This window comes from Jannaschia seohaensis (genome assembly GCF_900116765.1).
Classification (GTDB): domain Bacteria; phylum Pseudomonadota; class Alphaproteobacteria; order Rhodobacterales; family Rhodobacteraceae; genus Jannaschia; species Jannaschia seohaensis.
The window spans coordinates 158,689-176,519 of sequence record NZ_UETC01000004.1 but is presented as its reverse complement, the minus strand read 5'-3'; the positions used below and the strand labels follow the sequence as shown (position 1 = coordinate 176,519).

Here is a 17,831-nt window from a genome sequence, read left to right as displayed (position 1 = left end):
GCCATGCCGTATCGCGGGGTCCGCGCGCCCGGATCGGCCCCGGCGCGCGGCGTCGCACGGCCTCGGCAGGCCGCGCGCGATGCTCAGCCCTCGGCGGTGAGTCCGGCGGCGGCGATGCCCGCCGCGCCAGCCTCAAGGTCGTTGTCGGAGGTATCGCCGGTCACGCCGACCGCGCCGATCACCGCGCCCTCCGCGTCCCGCACCAGGATGCCGCCCGGAACCGGGACGACCCGGCCTCCGAAGGCGCCGTTCACGGCGGCCATGAAATAGGCCTGCTGCTCGGCCCGCGCCATCTGGGCCGTGCCCCCCATGCCCAGCATGACGGCGCCATAGGCCTTGCCCTCGGCGATGGCGAAGCGGCCGGGCGACGCGCCGTCCTCGCGCTCGAACGCCTTGGCGTGGCCGCCCGCGTCGAGCACGATCACGGAGAGGGGCTTCAGCCCCATCTCGCGGCCTTTGGCGAGGGTGGCGCTGACGATGGTGCGGGCTTGGTCGATGGTGATGTCGGTCATGATGTCTCCTGTGCGCCCCGTCGAAGGGACGGTGGGGCCGCCCCGCGCGCGGGACGGCAACGATCAGCTTGCTTTGCGTTCCAGGCGGCGGCGGTGCAGGACCGGCTCGGTATAGCCCGAGGGCTGAACGCGGCCCTGGAACACCAGATCCTGCGCGGCCTTGTAGGCCACGCCGTCGAAGCCCGGCGCCAGCGGCTGGTAGCCCGGCGTGTCGGCGTTCTGCGCATCGACCTTCGCGGCCATCTTGCGCATCCCTTCCTCGACCCGGTCCGGCGTGATCACGCCGTGATGCAGCCAGTTGGCGAGCGCCTGCGACGAAATCCGGCAGGTCGCGCGGTCCTCCATCAGGCCCACATCGTTGATGTCCGGCACCTTGGAGCAGCCGACCCCGGCATCGATCCAGCGCACCACATAGCCCAGGATGCCCTGCGCGTTGTTCTCGATCTCGGCCTGGACCTCGTCGTCGGAGAGGTTCCGGCCCTCCATGACCGGGATCGTCAGCAGCGCGTCGAGCGAAGCGCGCGGGCCGCCCTGGGCCAGTTCCTCCTGGCGGGCCAGGACGTCGACCTGGTGGTAGTGGGTGGCATGCAGCGTCGCAGCCGTGGGCGAGGGCACCCAGGCGCAATTGGCGCCGGATTTCGGGTGGCCGATCTTTTGCTCCAGCATGGCGTGCATCATGTCTGGCATGGCCCACATGCCCTTGCCGATCTGCGCCTTGCCGCGCAGGCCGCAAGCCAGGCCGATATCGACGTTCCGGTCCTCGTAGGCGGCAATCCAGGGCGTGGCCTTCATCTCGCCCTTGGGCAGCATCGGTCCCGCCTCCATCGAGGTGTGGATCTCGTCGCCGGTGCGATCGAGGAAGCCGGTATTGATGAAGGCGACCCGCGACTTGGCGGCGCGGATGCACTCGGCGAGGTTGGCGGAGGTGCGCCGCTCCTCGTCCATGATGCCCAGCTTCACGGTATTGGCGGGCAGGCCCAGGAAGCCCTCGACCCGGGTGAAGATCTCGTCGGCGAAGGCGACCTCGGCGGGGCCATGCATCTTGGGCTTCACCACATAGACCGAGCCCGCGACGGAGTTGCGCGCGCCTTCGGTCTTTTTCAGATCGTGCATCGCGATCAGCGTGGTGATCGCGGCATCCATCAGCCCCTCGGGGATTTCGCCGCCATCGGCCATCAGGATGGCCGGGTTCGTCATCAGGTGCCCGACGTTGCGGACCAGCATCAACGACCGGCCCTTGGCGGTCAGGACGCCGCCACCCGGAGCGTTGAACTCCATGTCGGGATTCAGGGCGCGGGTGAAGGTGGTGCCGCCCTTGGTCACCTCTTCGGTGAGGTCGCCCTTCATCAGCCCGAGCCAGTTGGAATAGGCGACGATCTTGTCCTCGGCATCGACGCAGGCGACCGAATCTTCGCAATCCATGATCGCCGACATGGCCGATTCCAGATGGATCGCGTCCAGCCCCATCGGGTCGTCCTTGCCGATCGCGCCCTCGGGGGCGATGACCAGGACGATTCCCAAGCCATTGTTCCGCAAGAGGACGCGCAGGGTGCCATCGCTCTCGACCCAGCCCTGGTAGGCCTCCGCATCAGCCAGCGCGGCGGTCTCGGCGCCGGTGCGGATCACGGGCTTGCCGTCCTCGATGCCGATGTCGGTGACATCGGACCAGGACGCGCCGGCCAGCGGCACCGCCTCGTCCAGGAAGCGCTTGCCCCAGGCGATCACCCGGGCGCCGCGCGCCGCGTCATAGCCGCCGCCCGCGGGCAGGTCGCCCAGCGCGTCGGTGCCATAGAGCGCGTCATAGAGATTGCCCCAGCGCGCGTTCGCCGCGTTGAGCGCATAGCGCGCATTGGTGATCGGAACGACGAGCTGCGGGCCCGGAACCTCGGCGATCTCCGGGTCGACATTGGCGGTGTCGATCTGGAAGGGCGCGCCCTCTGGCACGAGATAGCCGATCTCGGTCAGGAACGCCTTGTAGGCCTCCGCGTCATGAGGCTGGCCCGTGCGCGCGCGGTGCCAATCGTCGATCTTGCCCTGGATCTCCGCCCGCTCGGCCAGGAGCGCCGCGTTGCGCGGGGCGAGGTCGGCGACAAGCTTGGCGAACCCGTCCCAGAACGCCTCCGCGGCAACGCCGGTGCCCGGGAGGGCTTCCTCTTCGACGAAGCGGGCGAGCGCCGCGTCGACCTGCAAGCCGGATTTGTCGATACGGGTCATGGGAGCCTCCGAACTGCGATGTTTGGCCGCAATTAACGCGCAAGTTTCCTATCGGCAACAGGATTGGTCAGATTTTTTGACCGCTTTCGACGACAGGCGTCGGAGCAATACCGGACTTCGTCCCAGACCTTGGCCCATTTCTTGCGCCAGGCGAACGGTCGCCCGCAGGTGGCGCAGACCTTTTCCGGCAGGTCGCCCTTGCGGCGCATGCGGGCCATCAGGCGGCCCAGCCCCGGCGTCCGCCCTTGCGGGAGCCGTGTTTCGCGGCGATCCGCTGCGCCTCTTCGCGGAAAGCGTCGCCCCGGCGATGGGCGTAGACGCGGCTCCGCGCCTCCTTGGCCGCGGCGACCGGATCGACGAGCGGGGCGGGATAGCCCGCAGGCGGGGACGCGGCGCGCCAGGGCTCTTGCAACTCCCTGCCCTCCAGATGCGCCAGCTCCGGCACCCAGCGGCGGGTGAAGGCGCCGGTCGGGTCTTGGTCATGGCCCTGCTTGACCGGGTTGTAGATGCGCAGCTGGTTGATCCCGGTCGTGCCCGACTGCATCTGACTCTGGGCCCAATGGATGCCGGGGGCGTAATCGGTCCAGAGCCGCGCCAGCACCGGCCCGCTGTCGCGGTGGTCGAGCCAGAGATGATAGCTGGCCACGCATTGCACCATCGCGCGCATCCGGAAGTTCAGCCAGCCGGTCGCCTGCGCGTAGCGCATGCAGGCATCGACGAAGGGCAGGCCCGTGCGTCCTTCGGCGAAGGCGGCGAGACGGTCCGCCGTATCGCCCTCGGGCACACGGGGGCGCAGACCCTCCATGCCGGAATGCAGGCAGTCGCGGTCGAGCCGGGGGAAGTCCTCCAGCTTCTGGGTGAAGTGGTCGCGCCAGGCCAGGCGCGAGACGAAGCTGCGCATCGCCTTGGGCCAGCCGGTGCCCTGCCCCCTGGTCTCGGCGGCGCGGGCCATGGCGGCCTGCTGCGCCTCGCGCGGGCTGATCGTGCCCCAGGCCAGATGCGGCGAGAGGCGGGAGCAGCCGGTCTCGCCGGTCACGGGCGAGGACATGTCGGTCGGGAATTGCTCGCCCCGGTCGTGGAGGAAGGTGGTCAGGATCTCTTCGCCGGCGGTGCGCCCTCCGGTCTGGCGGAGAGGGCACGGGTCGGGGGTGAGGCCCAGCTGCGCGGCGGTGGGGATGGCGCCGGGGGCGAGGCCGGTGCCTTGCAGGCGCTTGGGCGCAGGGATCAGCGGCTGTCGCATCAGCGCCTCGCGCCGCTGGGCCCAGCCATCGCGGCTGGCGAGGCGGCGGACGACGCCGCTATCGGCCTGCTCGGTCCAGGGGATGCCGTGGCGCGCGGCCCAGGCGGCGACGCGCTTGTCCCGCTCCCAGGACCAGAGGAGGCCGGTCTCCTCGTGGGAACGCAGCGCGGCGATGGGGTGCGCGCGGCGAAGCGCGTCGAGCACGGCGACGGCCTCACCGGTCCGGACGATCAATGGCGCGCCGAGGGCGGCGAGGGAAGCGCGCAATTCGTTCAGGCTCTCGGCGACGAAGGCCCATTGGCGGCCGGCGGCGTCCGGATGGGCCCACATCTCGGGCTCCGCGATATAGAGCGGGATCACGGGGCCGATCGCGGCGGCGAGGGGCGAGTGATCGGTCATGCGCAGGTCGCGCTTGAACCAGACGAGGGTGGCGGGGTCGGGCATGATCGGTCCGGGCTTGGGCGAGCGGCAGGTAGTCCGACGCGCGGCGCGGCCAATAGGGGGCGTCCGCTCATCGGGCCGCATCGGCCCTCTTCGCCCGCGACCCCTGGCCGCGCCCCGCCCGGCCCGCTAGGTCGGAGCCAAAGGAGACTTGCGATGCGCGACGCGACCCCCGCCCAGACCGACGAAACCGTCTATCTGAAGGACTACGCCCCCGTCCCCGTGACCGTGACCCATGTCGATCTGCATGTCCGGCTCGACCCGCGCGCCACCGAGGTCAGCGCGCGCCTGACCTGCAAGCGGCAGGGCCCCGGCGAGATGGTGCTGAACGGCGAACAGCTGGAGATGGTAGCCCTGCGCCTCGACGGAAAGGATCTGCCCGCCGACCGCTACACGCTCACCGACAAGACGCTTACCCTGCACGACGCGCCGGACGCCTTCCTGCTGGAGACGGTCGCCCGCATCTCGCCCGAGACCAACAAGGCGCTGGAGGGGCTCTATATGTCGAACGGCATGTATTGCACCCAATGCGAGGCCGAGGGCTTCCGCCGGATCACCTGGATGCTGGACCGGCCCGACGTGATGGCCACCTATGACGTGGAGATCGAGGCCGATCTGCCGGTGCTTCTGTCGAATGGGGACGAGGTCGCGCCCGGCAAGTGGCACGACCCTTGGCCCAAGCCGACCTATCTCTTCGCGCTGGTCGCCGGGAACCTCGTGGCCGCCTCGGACCGCTTCACCACGATGGAGGGCCGGGAGGTCGCGCTGAACGTCTGGGTGCGGCCGGGCGATGAGGGGCGGACGGGCTATGCGCTCGACGCGCTCAAGCGTTCGATGGCCTGGGACGAGCAGGTTTATGGCCGCGCCTATGACCTTAGCGTCTTCAACATCGTCGCGGTCGACGACTTCAACATGGGCGCGATGGAGAACAAGGGGTTGAACGTGTTCAACTCCAAATACGTACTGGCTTCGCCGGAGACGGCGACCGACACCGACTACGCGCTGATCGAGGGGATCGTCGCCCACGAATATTTCCACAACTGGACCGGCAACCGCATCACCTGCCGCGACTGGTTCCAGCTCTGCCTCAAGGAAGGGCTGACCGTCTTCCGCGACCAGCAATTCAGCGCCGACATGCGCTCGGCCGCGGTGCAGCGGATCGGGGACGTGTTGCAACTGCGCGCCCGCCAATTCCGGGAGGATGCCGGGCCGCTGGCCCATCCGGTGCGGCCCGAGAGCTTTGTCGAGATCAACAACTTCTACACCGCGACCGTCTACGAGAAGGGCGCGGAGGTGATCGGGATGCTGCGCCGCCTCGTCGGGCCGGATGGGTATCAGGCGGGCTGCGACCTCTATTTCGAGCGGCATGACGGCCAGGCCTGCACGATTGAGGACTGGCTGAAATGCTTCGAGGACGCGACGGGGCGCGATCTGTCTCAGTTCGCGCTGTGGTATTCCCAGGCGGGCACGCCGCGCGTCACGGTCGAGGAAAGCTGGGAGGATGGCGTCTGGCGCGCGACGCTCCGGCAGGTTGTGCCAGACACGCCGGGCCAGACCGACAAGATCCCGATGACGATCCCGGTGGCCTGGGGTCTGCTGGATGCCGATGGGGCGGAGCTGCGGCCGACCGAAGTGTTCGAACTTTCGGAGGCCGAAGGCGTGATCGAAGTCGAGACCGCGTCCCGCCCGGTTCTCTCGGTGCTGCGGGGCTTCTCTGCGCCGGTCATCCTGGAGCACGACCAATCCGACGCGGACCGGCTGGTTCTGCTGGCCCATGACACGGATCCGTTCAACCGGTGGGAGGCGGGGCGCGCGCTGGCCAAGGCACGGCTGGTCGCGATGGTCGCCGAGGGGACGGCGCCCGACGCGCCCTGGCTGGAGGCGATCGCCAAGCTGGCCCGCGATGAGACCGCCGACCCGGCCTTCCGGGCGCTGGCCCTGGCACTGCCCTCCGAGGACGACTTGGCGCAGACGCTCCATGTCGGCGGGATCGTCCCGGACCCCGACGCAATCCATGCCGCGCGGGAGGCGGCGGGGCTGGCGATCGCGCAGGCGCTCGCCTCCGACCTGGGGGAGCTGCGCCGCGCCATGCGCGTCACCGGCCCCTACGATGCGAACGCGGAGGATGCGGGCAAGCGGGCGCTGGACGCGGTGCTGCTGCGGCTCGCGACCCGGCTCGACGGGGGTGACGCCGCCCGCGCGGCCTATGGGGCGGCGGACAACATGACCGACCGGATGGCGGCCTTCACCTGCCTGCTGGAGGCCGGCGACCCCTCGGTCGCCAAGGCCTTCGAGGAGGATTGGAAGCATGACCGGCTCGTCATGGACAAGTGGTTCGCGGCCCAGGTGATGCATTCCGCCCCCGACCGGGCGGTCGGCATCGCCACCGGCCTGACCCGGCGGGACGATTTCGACGCGGCGAACCCCAACCGCTTCCGCTCGGTCATCGGCGCGCTCACGGCGGGCAACCCGGCGGGCTTCCACCAGAAGGACGGGTCCGGCTATCGCTTCCTGGCCGACTGGCTGCTGAAGATGGACGCGATGAACCCGCAGATGGCGGCGCGCATGTCCACCGCCTTCGACACCTGGCGGCGCTATGACGCCGATCGGCAGGACTTGATTCGGGCCCAGCTGGACCGGATCGCGGGCGAGAGCATCAGCCGCGACCTCGCCGAGATGGTCGGGCGGATGCGCGGCGCCTGAAATCCGCGCGCCGGACCGGCTCGATCTGGAGACTGACATGACCCGAAAAACCCTGCTCATCACCGGCGCGTCCTCCGGGATCGGCGCGGCGACCGCCCGGCTCGCCGCGCCCGATTACGACCTGGCGCTGCACTATAACGGCAACCGCGCGGGCGCGGAGGCGGTGGCCAGCGACGCCCGATCCGCCGGGGCCCGGGTCAGCCTGCACCGCGCCGACCTGGCCGATCCGGCCAGCATCGCCCCGATGTTCGACGAGATCGACGCGGCCCACCCCGCCCTGCACGGTCTCGTCAACAATGCGGGCGTCGTCGATGTCGCGGCCCCGGTGGCGGAGTTCACGCCCGAGCGCGTCGCCCGCATGGTCGCCATCAACCTCACCGCGCCGATGCTGGTCGCCGCGCAGTCCGCCCGGCGGCTCGGCCCCGGCGCGGCCATCGTCAACGTCTCCTCCGCCGCCGCGCGCTTCGGCAGCCCCGGGCAATATGCCGATTACGCGGCGACCAAGGGCGGGCTGGAGGTCTTCTCCAAAGGGCTGGCGCAGGAACTCGCGCCCAAGGGCATCCGCGTCACCGCCATCCGCCCCGGCATCATCGAGACCGAGATCCACGCCAAGGGCGGCCTGCCCGACCGCGCCGCCCGTCTGGGCCCCACCGTGCCGATGGGCCGCGCCGGCACCGCCGAAGAGGTCGCCCGCGCGATCCTCTGGCTGCTCAGCGACTCGGCCAGCTATGTCACCGATACGGTGCTCGACGTCTCGGGCGGGCGCTGAAACCCGCCGATGCCGCTCCGCCGATGCAGAGGAATCGCAACCATCCGTTCCAATTTGTGGTAGAATTGCGTCATTGCGGCGCTTATTTGCCGCGCAGATGGTCACGTCGCGTCATTTGCCCGTGACATACGACTGACAGGAGAACGCCATGCGTGAGCGTCTCGACCCCATGATCGCGGAGAGGGCCCCCTGGCTCTTTCGCCCGTCGCTTGCCGCGCGCGGGGCGCGCGTCGTGCTCGACCGGCTGTTGGCCTATGAACGCTCGGTCGAGATCGGAACCAGCTATGTCGATCTCTCTGTGCCCGACATCATGGCCGATCTCGCCCGCCGCATCGCCCAACGCGTGACCTTCGAGGGGCTGGAGAACGTGCCGACCGACGGCCGCGCCCTGATCGTGGCGAACCACCCGACGGGGATCGCGGACGGCATCATCCTGCAGGATCTGCTCCTGCGGCGGCGCGCGGACGCATTCTACTACGCGAATGCCGACATCCTGAAGGTCTTGCCGCAGTTCGAGGAGATCATCGTCCCCGTCGAATGGCGTGAGGAAAAGCGCACCGTCGCCAAGACGCGCGAGACCATGACGCTGACCCGCAAGGCCCTGGAGGCGGAGCGGCTGGGCGTGATCTTCCCGTCGGGCCGCCTGGCCAAGCGGCGCGGGTTGCAGCTGCATGAGCGGAAATGGATGGCCTCGGCGGCCATGATCGCCCGCAAGTTCGCCCTGCCCGTCATCCCCGTGCATATCCGCGCGCGCAATTCGGCGATGTTCTACGCTTTCGACGCGATCCACCCGACCTTGCGCGACATCACCCTCTTCCACGAGACGCTCAACAAGGACGTGCAGCCCTATCATGTCACGTTCGGCCGCCCGCTGGACGGGGGCGCGCTTCCGAAGGATGCCCATCTCGGCATCGAGGAGTTGCGGGAGGCGACGCTGCGCCTCGGCTCGGGACGCCAGGGAGAGATCAAGCTGACGGAGACGCGCCCCGCGTTCCGGCCCTGGCGGCCCCGCACGGCCTGACCTCCGCCCAGGCCCCGCCGCGAAAACGCCCCCCGCCGCCCCAGGCGACGCCCATTTCCCGGCGCAGGTTCGCCTGTGCGCACCTGGGAGGGCGTCTGCCGTATGTTTATCGATCGTTTCTCGTTCCATCCGATCGCCGAGGGCGGTCTGGTCCGCGACGGCCTGCGCCGCTTGCGCGGCTTGCGCGCCCCCGAGTTCGACCGGACCCTAGGCCAGCCGCTGGTGCGCGAAGGGCTCGCGGCGCTGCATGATGGCGACTGGGACAGGGTCGCGGCCCTGTATAGCAGCCAGACGGCGGACGATCGCTATCTCTGGATCGATCTGATGGGCGGGCTTTGGCCCGTGGCTCGCCCCCTGCCTTCGGGCGCGCGGCGCGGCGCGGCGCTGAAGGTGGCCGGCGGTCTGCTGGTGACGCTGGCCTGGCGGCATCGCGGCGCGGGCCCCGCCCATCGCGTCAGCGAGACGGCCCGTGCCGAAATGCAGGATCGGCTGCGCCATGCCCGGATGGCGCTCGACATGGCCCGCCAGGCCGACGGGGCCGATATCGTGGCGCTCGGCTTCGGGCTGCGGGCGGCGATGGGGCTTTCCGATCATGAGGGCGTGGCGGCGCAAACCGACATCCTCTTGACGACCTCGGAAGCGTGCCTCGCCGCCGACCTCGCGCTGCTGACCGCCTGGGAGGCGCGCTGGGGGGCCACGCAGGAAGACATGTGGGCGGTGATCCGCGACCGGGAGCATCAGGGCCCCGCCTGGATCGCGCTGGAGATGCGCGGCCGACTCCAGGATTGCGTCTGGCATGAGCATATGAGCGACGTCCCGGACGCCGCCGAGCGCCACAAGACCCGGCGCGACGACCCGAACTATACCGCGGAGTTGCTCCAGCTTCAGGCCGGGGCCCTGGCCGGGCTGGAGCGCCCGCAGCCCCGCGCCCGAAGCCTGATCGCTCATAACGTCATAGGCGCCTCGATGGCCGCGCTTGTTGGCTGGCCGACCGCCGCCCCGCATCTGGAGGCGATCGGCCCCCATCTCGCCGAAGGCGCCTGGGAGCAGATCGAGGACATGCGCGACCCGTTGCGCGCCCTGGGCCGGATGCGCGCGCGGGCCGGGCTGGAACCTTTGCCCGCCTGAGCGGGGTTCAGGCGAAGAGCGCATCGCAGGGGACCGGACCGGTCCGCGCGTCCGAGTTGCAGACGTCACAAGACGGTGCGGATCAGTTTTCCAATCACCGTCTTCGATGTTCCCCCACCGTCCAGCTCGGTGAGATCCAGATGAAACCGGCATCGGCTGCCCTCTGGCGTCACAACCGTGAGGTCATCGAGACCCGCCGCGGACTCCATCCGGTGTCGGGCATATTTCGGACCGTAGGATCTTGGCGGTAGTTTCGAGTGTATGAGGGCCTCGATTTCCTTAGCCCCCTCAATAACGCCGAACGCAGAGGCCGTGTCCCAAACGCCCTCGGAATGAAACAGGCGCGCGGCCGCAGCGCCGTCCCGCCTGTCCACACAGTCGAGAAACCGCATCAGAAGCGAGCGTCGGGACTGTCTGGCCGTGTACTGGGTGTGGAGCAAGTCATGCGCCGCAGGGGAGTTCGGCGCGCCGAGCTCCCGGGCATAGAGTTTCCGCACATCCGCATTCTCGTAGGACCGTCGGTGCCGCGCCGTCGCGTCAACGCCGTAGATCGCCTTGGCGCGCTTCTGGAGGATCTGCGGATCCATGGACTTGGGCTCGCCGCCGCCGCCGAGGCAGCCGCCGACACAGGCCATGACTTCGATTGCGACGAATTCGTCCCGCCAGGCTTCCTGCTCCAGCATGCGCTGGGCCGCCGCGATGCCGTTGCAGACGGCCACGGTGCCGATGCCCGGGATCGTCGCGGTCTTTACACCCTCCCGGACGCCGCGCAGGGCCTCCCAGTCGAGGGGAAGCGACGCATCCCCGCCTTTGAGATGCGATGCCGTTCGAACCATGGCTTCCATGACGCCGCCGGAGGCGCCGAAGATCTGCGCCGCGCCCGTGCTCTCTCCGAGCGGACTGTCGAACTGGCCGTCCTCGGAGAGCGCCCCGAACGCAATCCCCCTGGCTCGGATCATGCGGGCCAGTTCCCGCGTCGTGAGCACGCGATCCACGTCGCCGGAACTGCCGGGCCGCTGGGCCTCGTCCTTCTTGGCGGTGCAGGGCATGACGCTGACGACGTACGGCTCGGTTTTGCCTTCGGCGAAATCCGGCCCGAGTGACCGCGCGAAGCCGCTGCGCTTGGCGATTGCCCCATGCATTTGCTGGGGCGATTTCGTCGTGCTGAGATGCGGCAGAAGGTCGGGCCGGTTGAGCTCGACCCAATTCACCCAACCCGGGCAGCAGGATGTGAACAGCGGCAGCGATTCGTGCGCTTCCATCCGCGCGAGCAGTTCGGAGCCTTCCTCCATGATCGTGAGATCGGCGGCGAAATTCGTGTCGAACACATAATCGAAACCAAGCTGCCGCAGCGCGTTGATCAATCGCCCCGTGCTTACGGTCCCGGGCTTGAGACCGAACTCCTCGCTGATGGCGATGCGGGTTGCCGGCGCGACCTGAACGACGGACACCCGCCGCCGGGCATCGAGCGTATGAAGCACCTCATGCCAGTGCGGGGACTCGATCAGGGCCCCAACCGGACAGACGAGGGTGCATTGCCCGCAGGAGATGCAGTTCGTCTCAGCCAGAGGCGCGTCGAAGACGGTGACGGGCCGGCGGTCGCCTCCCCGTTCGCCAAAGCCGATGACATCCTGCTGCTGGACCGCGTCCCCGCAGACATCCGCGCAGAGGCCACATTCGATACATTTCGACAGATCCCGCCAGATGCTGGGTGAGGTATGGTCCGTGAAAACGTCCTCCTCGGATTTCGCCGCGACCGCGACGACCTTGGGCCACCGTTCCTCCCACTGGTGTTCGCTGACGAGACGCTGGAGCCGGCAGCTGCCGTTCACCTCGCAGCGCATACAGTCGTTCGGGTGGTTCGCGAGTAGCCATTCCGCATCGGCGCGCCGGAATGCCTGCAACGCCTCCGTATCCGTCTGAACCACATCGCCGTCTCTCGCCAGGGTTCTGCACGCCGGCTGGGGGCGCGGATTGCCCTCCACCTCCACGAGGCAGATGCGGCAGGCGGCATGGGCCGGCAGGCCTGGATGATGACAGAGCGTGGGGACATGAACGCCTGCTGCCTTCGCCGCATCGAGCAAGGTGGCCCCCTCGTCGAGGTCGACTTGCCGACCGTTGACAGAAAGCAGGATCATAGAACGAAGCCTTTTATCGGATTGGCGGATCAGCCGGTCTGTCCCAGGACGGGGTGTGGGGAAGCCGTGATGCCCTCCCCCCGGGCGCCCCATGGTCGCAGCGCCGACATCCGGGAGAGCTTCCGAAGCCCGATGCCGCCCCACCGGACCCCGCAGGACAATGGCGCCCGACCGCATGCCCGGGACGAGAGCGACTGCTCCCGGCGGCGATCCTGCCCCGATTTCGCATCGCGGTCTTTGACACCCGTCATTTCGCCGCGCGTCCACCTTCGCAGAATGGGCGTGGGAGGAGAGGCCGATGACCGATGACAGCGACGCCGCGTTGCCCGGTGCCGAGAGCGTCCCACGTTCCGGCGCGCGGGCGGTGGATGCCGATGCTTCAGGCGACAAATGGGCGGAGGCCAGGGGCCTGATCGACGGCTGGAAGGGGGGCGTCAACATCGCGCATGAGGCGCTCGACCGGCACGTGGCGGCGGGCCATGGCGATGAGATCGCGATCCGCTGGCTGGGCAAGTCGGGGGAGCGGCGCGACCTGAGCTACGCCGAGCTTACGGCGCAGGCCAACCGGTTCGCAAACGTGCTGGCGTCCCATGGGCTCGCGGCCGGCGACAGCGTCTTCGCCATGGCGGGGCGGGTGCCGGAGCTTTACGCTGCGGCGCTTGGCACCCTGAAGGCCGGACTGATCTTCACGCCGCTCTTCTCCGCCTTCGGACCGGAACCCGTGCGCACCCGGATGGAGATCGGTGACGCCAACGTCCTCGTCACGACCGAGAGCATCTATCGCCGCAAGATCGCTGCCTGGGCCCATGAGATCGAGACGCTGAAGCTGGTCCTGATCCTCGGCGATACCGCGCCCGAGGGCTGTGTCGCGCTGGCGCCCGCCATGGCGGCGGCCTCTCCCGAATTCGAGACGGTGGCCACCCGACCCGAGGACCCTGCGCTCATCCATTTCACCTCGGGCACGACCGGCAAGCCCAAAGGCGCGGTCCACGTGCATAATGCCGTGCGCTACCATACCTTCTCGGGCCGTGTCGCGCTGGGGCTGGAGCCCGGCGTGACATATTGGTGCACCGCCGATCCGGGCTGGGTGACGGGGACGTCCTACGGGATCATCTCGCCGCTCGTGAACCGGGTCACGATGCTGATCGACGAGGCGGAATTCGACCTGCAGCGCTGGTATTCCCTTGTGCAGGACGAGAAGGTCGAGGTCTGGTACTCCGCCCCGACCGCCATCCGCATGATGATGCGCGAGGGATCGGAGGCGGCGAAACCCTTCGATTTCTCGGCGCTGAAATTCCTCGCCTCCGTGGGCGAGCCCCTGAACCCCGAGGCCGTGCTCTGGAGCGCCGAGGTCTTCGGGCAGCCCTTCCACGACAATTGGTGGCAGACCGAGACGGGCGGCATCATGATCGCCAATTGCCCGGGGGCGGAGGTCAGGCCCGGCTCCATGGGCAAACCGCTGCCGGGCATCGAAGCGGGCATCGTCGCGCGCGCGGACGGAAAGATCAGGGCGCTTGGCACGGGCGAGATCGGAGAACTTGCGTTCCGCCCCGGCTGGCCCTCGATGATGCGCGCCTATCTCCACGAGCAGGCCCGCTACGACAAGTGCTTCGTCGATGGCTGGTATCTGTCGGGCGACCTCGCGATGCGAGATTCCGAAGGCTATTACTGGTTCGTGGGACGCGCCGACGACCTCATCAAGAGCTCCGGCCACCTGATCGGTCCCTTCGAGGTGGAAAGCGCCCTGATCGAGCATGACACCGTGGCCGAGGCGGGCGTGATCGGCATTCCCGACGAGACGGCCGGCGAGGTCGTGAAGGCCTATGTCACGCTGAACCCCGGCTTCGAGGCGAGCGACGCGCTCGAACGCGACATTCGGGGGCATGCGCGCAAGAAGCTCGGCCCCGCCGTCGCCCCGCGCGAGATCGTTTTTCGCAAGACCCTGCCCAAAACCCGCTCCGGCAAGATCATGCGCCGCCTGCTCAAGGCGCGCGAACTCGGCCTGCCCGAAGGGGACATTTCCACGCTGGAGACCGATGAGACATGACGCCGATCGACAAGCCCCGCCTGGACCGACCCCACGTCCTGGACCTGCTCCGCCGGATGATCCGCATCCGCCGCTTCGAGGACAAATGCGCCGAGCTCTACACGCAGGAGAAAATTCGCGGCTTCCTCCATCTCTATGACGGAGAGGAGGCGATCGCGGCGGGGGTCATCCCCGTCCTCGCGGAGACGGACCGGATCGTCGCGACCTATCGCGAGCATGGCCACGCGCTCATGCGCGGCGTGCCGATGCCCGCCATCTTGGCTGAGATGTATGGCAAGGCCGAGGGCTGCTCCGGCGGCCGCGGCGGGTCGATGCATATCTTCGATCGCGCGACGAATTTCTACGGCGGTAACGCCATCGTCGGCGGCGGCCTGCCGCTGGCGGGCGGGCTCGCGCTGGCCGACCGGCTCCGCGGCGAGCGGAACGTCACCGCCTGCTTCTTCGGCGAGGGCGCGGTCGCGGAGGGCGAATTCCACGAGACCATGAACCTCGCCGAGCTTTGGGATCTGCCGGCGCTGTTTGTCTGCGAAAACAACGGCTACGCCATGGGCTCGGCGCTCGACCGAACGGAATCGGAAACCGACATCCACCGGAAGGCCGCCGCCTATGGCATAGAAGCCGAGCGTGTGGACGGCATGGATGTGGTCGCGATGGAGGCGGCGGCGCGACGCGCCATCGCCCGCATCCGCGAGACCGGGCGCCCGCATTTCCTGGAATGCAGCACATACCGCTTCCGGGCCCATTCGATGTTCGACGCCCAGCTCTACCGCGACAAGGAGGAGGTGGCGCAATGGCGGATCCGGGGGCCGATCGCCCGCTTCCAGAGCTGGCTGCTGGACAACAAGCTGATCCATCAGGCCGATGTCGACGAGATCGAAGCCGAAGTCGCGGCGGAAATCGCCGAGGCCGTCGATTTCGCCGAAGCAGGGACCTGGGAGCCGGTGGAGACGCTGACCAGCCATGTCCTGGGGCCGCAGCCCGCGCCGCCCGAGCCGCCCGCGCCCTCTGGGCGGATGCTGGAGATGACCTACCGCGAAGCGGTCAAGCAGGGCATCCGCGACGCGATGCTGAAGGACGAGCGCGTGTTCCTGATGGGCGAGGACGTGGGTGCCTATGGCGGCTGCTATGCCGTGAGCAAGGGGCTCATGGAGGAGTTCGGCGCGGATCGTATCCGCGACACGCCCCTGTCTGAATCCGGCTTTACCGGCGCGGGCATCGGCGCGGCGGCGGCGGGGATGCGGCCGATCGTCGAAGTGATGACCGTGAATTTCAGCCTGCTCGCGCTCGACCAGATCATGAATACGGCCGCCACGATCCGTCACATGTCGGCCGGGCAGTTCGGCGCGCCGGTCGTGATCCGCATGGCGACCGGCGCGGGCAAGCAGCTAGCCGCGCAGCATTCGCATTCGCTCGAGGGCTGGTATGCGCATATCCCCGGTCTGAAGGTGCTGGCACCCGCCACGATCGAGGATGCGCGCGGCATGCTCTGGACCGCGCTGGAGGACCCCGATCCGGTGCTGATCTTCGAGAACGTCATGCTCTACAACATGACCGGGCAGATCGACGCGGCGGCGGGGCCCGTCGATATCGCCAAGGCCGCCATCCGGCGCGCCGGCAAGGACGTGAGCCTCGTCACCTATGGCGGTTCGCTGTTCAAGACGCTGGAGGCGGCGGCCAAGCTGGCCGAGGAGGGGATCGACGCGGAGGTGATCGATCTGCGCAGCCTCCGCCCCCTCGACGAGGAGACGATCCTCGCCTCCCTGGCCAAGACCCGGCGCGCGGTGATCGTGGACGAGGGCTGGCGGTCCGGCTCGCTTTCGGCCGAGATCATGGCGCGGATCATGGAGCGCGGGTTCTGGTCGCTCGACGGGCCGGTGTCCCGCGTCTGCTCCGAGGAGGTGCCGATCCCGTATGCCGCCCATCTCGAACAGGCTTCGATCCCGCAGGTCGACAAGATCGCCGCCGCCGTGCGCGCGCAGATGGGGCGCTGACATGGGTGTCTTCGCGATGCCGTCGCTCGGGGCGGACATGGAGGCCGGGACGCTGGTCGAGTGGCTCGTGAAACCGGGCGACAAGGTCCATCGGGGCGATGTCGTGGCCGTCGTCGAGACGCAGAAGGGCGCGATCGAGATCGAGATCTTCGAGGACGGGACCGTGCAGGAGATCCTGGCCGAGCTTGGCAGCGAATTGCCCGTCGGCGCGCCGCTTGCCGTCGTGCTGGCCGAAGGAAATGCCCCGCCGGCGGCGGCCGAGGCGCCCGAACCCGCCCTGCCCTCCCAGCCGCCGACAGACGCGCCCGATGCCGCCCCGTCGCCGGCCCGGCCGCCTGCGCCCCGTCCCGCACCGCCACCCGCCACCGACCGGCCGCGCGCCTCCCCGGCCGCCCGCCAACGGGCCGATGCGCTCGGCGTGGACATTTCGACGCTCCGGGGCAGCGGACCGGGCGGCGCGATCCTGCTCGCCGATGTGGAGCATGCGGCCCCCGGCAGGCCCGCCGCCAAACCGTCCCCCATCGAAGAGATGCGCAAGGCCATCGCCGCCGCGATGACCCGCGCCAAGCGGACGATCCCGCATTTCTACCTCTCCGAGACGATCGACGTCGATCCCGCCATCGCCTTTCTCGAAGACCGGAACGCGGGCCTGCCCCCCGATCAGCGGATCCTCCTCGGGGCTCTCTTCGTGCGCGCCGCGACCCTGGCCGCCGCCAAGGTGAAGGTGATGAACGGTCACTATATCGAGGATCGCGGCTTCGTTCCGTCGGAAGCCGTGAACACCGGTGTCGCCATCGCCCTGCGCAGCGGCGGGCTGGTGGCGCCCGCGCTGATGGATGCCGGCTCCATGACCCTTGCGGAGACCATGGCGGGCATGCGGGACCTCGTGACCCGCACGCGGGCCGGGCGGCTCCGGGGCTCGGAGATGACGGAAGGCACCATCACCGTCTCCAGCCTTGGTGAGACCGGGGCGGAGGCCATGACAGGCGTCATCTTTCCCCCGCAGGTCGCGCTGGTCGGCATCGGGGCGCCGCATCTGCGGCCTTGGGTCGTGGAGGACGCGGTTGTGCCCCGCCATGTCGTGACGCTCACCCTGTCCGCCGATCACCGGGTCAGCGACGGCCGCCAGGCCGCGCGCTTCATCGCTGTTTTCGAAGACCTGATGAAAAGACCGGAGGATCTATGACCGCAGCCGATTACCGCGCCATCTTCCTGGCGGAGCTGTGCCGCATCGCACCCGATATCGATCCCGAGACGGTGGGCGACGGTGACCACATCCAAGACGACCTAGGGTTGGATTCGATGGACGTCCTGAACCTCGTCGTCGCGCTGCATGATCGACTTGGGGTCGACATCCCCGAAAAGGACTACCCTCAGATTGCGACGCCGACTCTGGCGTCAGACTATCTGTCCCGCAACGTCTGACCGGTGCGGCCGCCTGAGCCGCGCACCTAGCCAAATCGCCCAGATCCTGCGCCGGCCCCGTGCGGCTGGCGCTCCGGGTCCGGCCCGCTTTCGGCAACGCCGCGGGGCTTTGAGACGGCCTCTATCGCGACCGATCCGAATTCCGCAGCATGGACCATCGAGGGCGGATCCCCAGCCCCGCCACGGCCCGAAAATACACCTC

The 17,831-nt window shown here is 68.9% G+C and carries 13 protein-coding genes; 8 read left to right on the top strand and 5 right to left on the bottom strand.

Annotated elements, in window-relative coordinates:
- Positions 1–83 precede the first annotated feature (83 nt).
- The 4 genes from DTQ71_RS11125 to DTQ71_RS11110 all read right to left on the bottom strand — a co-directional run bounded on the left by DTQ71_RS11125 (position 84) and on the right by DTQ71_RS11110 (position 4,410).
- Positions 84–512, bottom strand: a complete 429-nt coding sequence (locus tag DTQ71_RS11125) for a GlcG/HbpS family heme-binding protein (protein WP_109564365.1) — start codon at positions 510–512, stop codon at positions 84–86.
- A 63-nt stretch (positions 513–575) separates the two neighbouring features.
- The gene (locus DTQ71_RS11120; protein ID WP_109564364.1) at positions 576–2,726 is read right to left on the bottom strand and encodes a malate synthase G; all 2,151 of its coding nucleotides are present in this window, start codon (positions 2,724–2,726) and stop codon (positions 576–578) included.
- A gap of 32 nt (positions 2,727–2,758) precedes the next feature.
- A complete protein-coding gene (locus DTQ71_RS11115) occupies positions 2,759–2,935 on the bottom strand; it encodes a DUF2256 domain-containing protein (protein ID WP_109564508.1) in 177 nt (58 codons plus the stop codon).
- Positions 2,936–2,943: 8 nt separating this feature from the next.
- The gene (locus DTQ71_RS11110; protein ID WP_109564363.1) at positions 2,944–4,410 is read right to left on the bottom strand and encodes an FAD-binding domain-containing protein; all 1,467 of its coding nucleotides are present in this window, start codon (positions 4,408–4,410) and stop codon (positions 2,944–2,946) included.
- Between the two features lie 153 nt (positions 4,411–4,563).
- Here DTQ71_RS11110 and pepN point away from each other — a divergent pair, with 153 nt between their 5' ends.
- The 4 genes from pepN (at position 4,564) to DTQ71_RS11090 (ending at position 10,028) form a co-directional block, all read left to right on the top strand.
- Positions 4,564–7,110 carry an aminopeptidase N gene (gene pepN / locus DTQ71_RS11105; RefSeq protein WP_109564362.1) on the top strand — a complete coding sequence of 849 codons (2,547 nt, stop codon included), beginning with the start codon at positions 4,564–4,566 and terminating at the stop codon, positions 7,108–7,110.
- A 37-nt stretch (positions 7,111–7,147) separates the two neighbouring features.
- Positions 7,148–7,879, top strand: a complete 732-nt coding sequence (locus DTQ71_RS11100; protein ID WP_109564361.1) for an SDR family oxidoreductase — start codon at positions 7,148–7,150, stop codon at positions 7,877–7,879.
- Positions 7,880–8,027: 148 nt separating this feature from the next.
- Positions 8,028–8,900: a 1-acyl-sn-glycerol-3-phosphate acyltransferase gene (locus DTQ71_RS11095; protein ID WP_109564360.1), complete on the top strand. Its 873-nt coding sequence runs from the start codon at positions 8,028–8,030 to the stop codon at positions 8,898–8,900.
- A 102-nt stretch (positions 8,901–9,002) separates the two neighbouring features.
- Positions 9,003–10,028, top strand: coding sequence for a hypothetical protein (locus tag DTQ71_RS11090; protein ID WP_109564359.1), 1,026 nt, complete (start codon positions 9,003–9,005; stop codon positions 10,026–10,028).
- A 65-nt stretch (positions 10,029–10,093) separates the two neighbouring features.
- On the opposite strand, the gene DTQ71_RS11085 is transcribed toward DTQ71_RS11090, so the two are convergent.
- The gene (locus DTQ71_RS11085; protein WP_211317132.1) at positions 10,094–12,433 is read right to left on the bottom strand and encodes a [FeFe] hydrogenase, group A; all 2,340 of its coding nucleotides are present in this window, start codon (positions 12,431–12,433) and stop codon (positions 10,094–10,096) included.
- A gap of 31 nt (positions 12,434–12,464) precedes the next feature.
- On the opposite strand from DTQ71_RS11085, the gene acsA reads away from it, so the two are divergent.
- Genes acsA through DTQ71_RS11065 form a run of 4 tightly spaced genes read left to right on the top strand, consistent with a single transcriptional unit; the run spans position 12,465 to position 17,629 of the window.
- Positions 12,465–14,213, top strand: a complete 1,749-nt coding sequence (gene acsA / locus DTQ71_RS11080; RefSeq protein ID WP_109564357.1) for an acetate--CoA ligase — start codon at positions 12,465–12,467, stop codon at positions 14,211–14,213.
- Positions 14,210–16,204 carry a pyruvate dehydrogenase (acetyl-transferring) E1 component subunit alpha gene (pdhA, locus tag DTQ71_RS11075; RefSeq protein WP_109564356.1) on the top strand — a complete coding sequence of 665 codons (1,995 nt, stop codon included), beginning with the start codon at positions 14,210–14,212 and terminating at the stop codon, positions 16,202–16,204. The genes acsA and pdhA overlap by 4 nt, the downstream gene beginning before the upstream one ends.
- Position 16,205: 1 nt before the next feature.
- Complete coding sequence (locus DTQ71_RS11070; RefSeq protein WP_109564355.1) at positions 16,206–17,390, top strand: dihydrolipoamide acetyltransferase family protein; 1,185 nt, start codon at positions 16,206–16,208, stop codon at positions 17,388–17,390.
- Complete coding sequence (locus DTQ71_RS11065) at positions 17,387–17,629, top strand: acyl carrier protein (RefSeq protein ID WP_109564354.1); 243 nt, start codon at positions 17,387–17,389, stop codon at positions 17,627–17,629. Before DTQ71_RS11070 ends, DTQ71_RS11065 begins: the two co-directional genes overlap by 4 nt.
- The last annotated feature ends 202 nt before the right edge of the window (positions 17,630–17,831 follow it).